This is a genomic window from Kosakonia quasisacchari, from assembly GCF_004331415.1.
Taxonomy (GTDB): Bacteria; Pseudomonadota; Gammaproteobacteria; order Enterobacterales; family Enterobacteriaceae; genus Kosakonia; species Kosakonia quasisacchari.
In genome coordinates, this window is the sequence record NZ_SJOP01000078.1 from 1 (window position 1) to 553 (window position 553).

The 553-nt window shown below is 55.2% G+C and carries 1 protein-coding gene; it reads right to left on the minus strand.

The annotated features are described in order from the left end of the window. On the minus strand, positions 1–553 hold a 553-nt coding region (locus E0L21_RS24755), incomplete at both ends, for a flagellin (protein WP_268886894.1).

Genomic DNA, 553 nt, shown 5'->3' on the forward strand with positions numbered 1-553 from the left:
GCGTAGTCAGAATCCTGAATACGGCTGCGTGCGGAAGACAGGTTGTTCACGGTGTTGTTCAGGTTGGTGATGGTGGATTCGAAACGGTTCTGGGACGCACCCAGCAGGCTGCGCTGTGAGTCAACCGCTTTGATTGCCGCATCGATATCTGCCAGCGGGCTACCGTTGGTCACACCAGCGCTGCTTACTGTACCGCTCAGAACGTCGAAGCCTTCAGCAGCGGTAGTACGTGCAGTACCGTTGATGGTCTGGCCGGAAGTCTGGGACGTTGCACCGGTAGCGTTGTACAGGTTGTAAGAGTCAGAAGAGGTCAGGCTGATGGAGATCTGCTCGCCATCTTTCGCGCCAACCTGGAAGTTGTAGCTGCTGGAGCCGGAACCGGTGTTCAGCACTTTGATGCCGTTGAAGTCGGTCTGGGTGGTCACACGGTTCACTTCTTCCATACGCTGGTTAACTTCAGCCTGGATGGAATCGATGTCAGATGCAGAGTTAGAGCTGTTCTGCGCCTGAACGGTCAGGTCACGGATACGCTGCAAGTTGTTGTTGATTTCGC